This is a genomic window from Enterobacter sp. SECR19-1250, assembly GCF_013391025.1.
Classification (GTDB): Bacteria; Pseudomonadota; Gammaproteobacteria; order Enterobacterales; family Enterobacteriaceae; genus Enterobacter; species Enterobacter cloacae.
Genome location: NZ_JACASJ010000348.1, coordinates 1 through 277, shown reverse-complemented (window position 1 = coordinate 277; position 277 = coordinate 1). Strand labels below are relative to the sequence as shown.

The 277-nt window shown below is 53.1% G+C and carries 1 protein-coding gene; it reads right to left on the bottom strand.

Annotated features, from left to right (window positions below):
• Positions 1-79: 79 nt before the first annotated feature.
• The coding region (locus HX884_RS26925) for a TraX family protein (protein ID WP_375138607.1) at positions 80-277 on the bottom strand (198 nt) is incomplete at its 5' end.

The window sequence follows — 277 nt, the reverse complement described above, 5'->3', positions numbered from 1 at the left end:
CACATATCCCCATTGGGCTGGGCGCACATTCTACTGACTGGCGAATATCTTTGGCACAAGGAACCGAAAGCTTAGGGTGTCATTTCGCCCTCAGCCGGAACCGACCCCGGAAGGCCATCCGGCCAAGCGCATACATCATCGGCCAGGCTGGCGACAGAAACACCGTATTGGTGTGGTCGATAATCATGGCCAGAAGTGCGAGGAGCTTGACTGATGTAGCCTCCTGAAACACCGGACAGTAGCTGTATCTCCAGATAAGAGATAGGCTTGAATATAT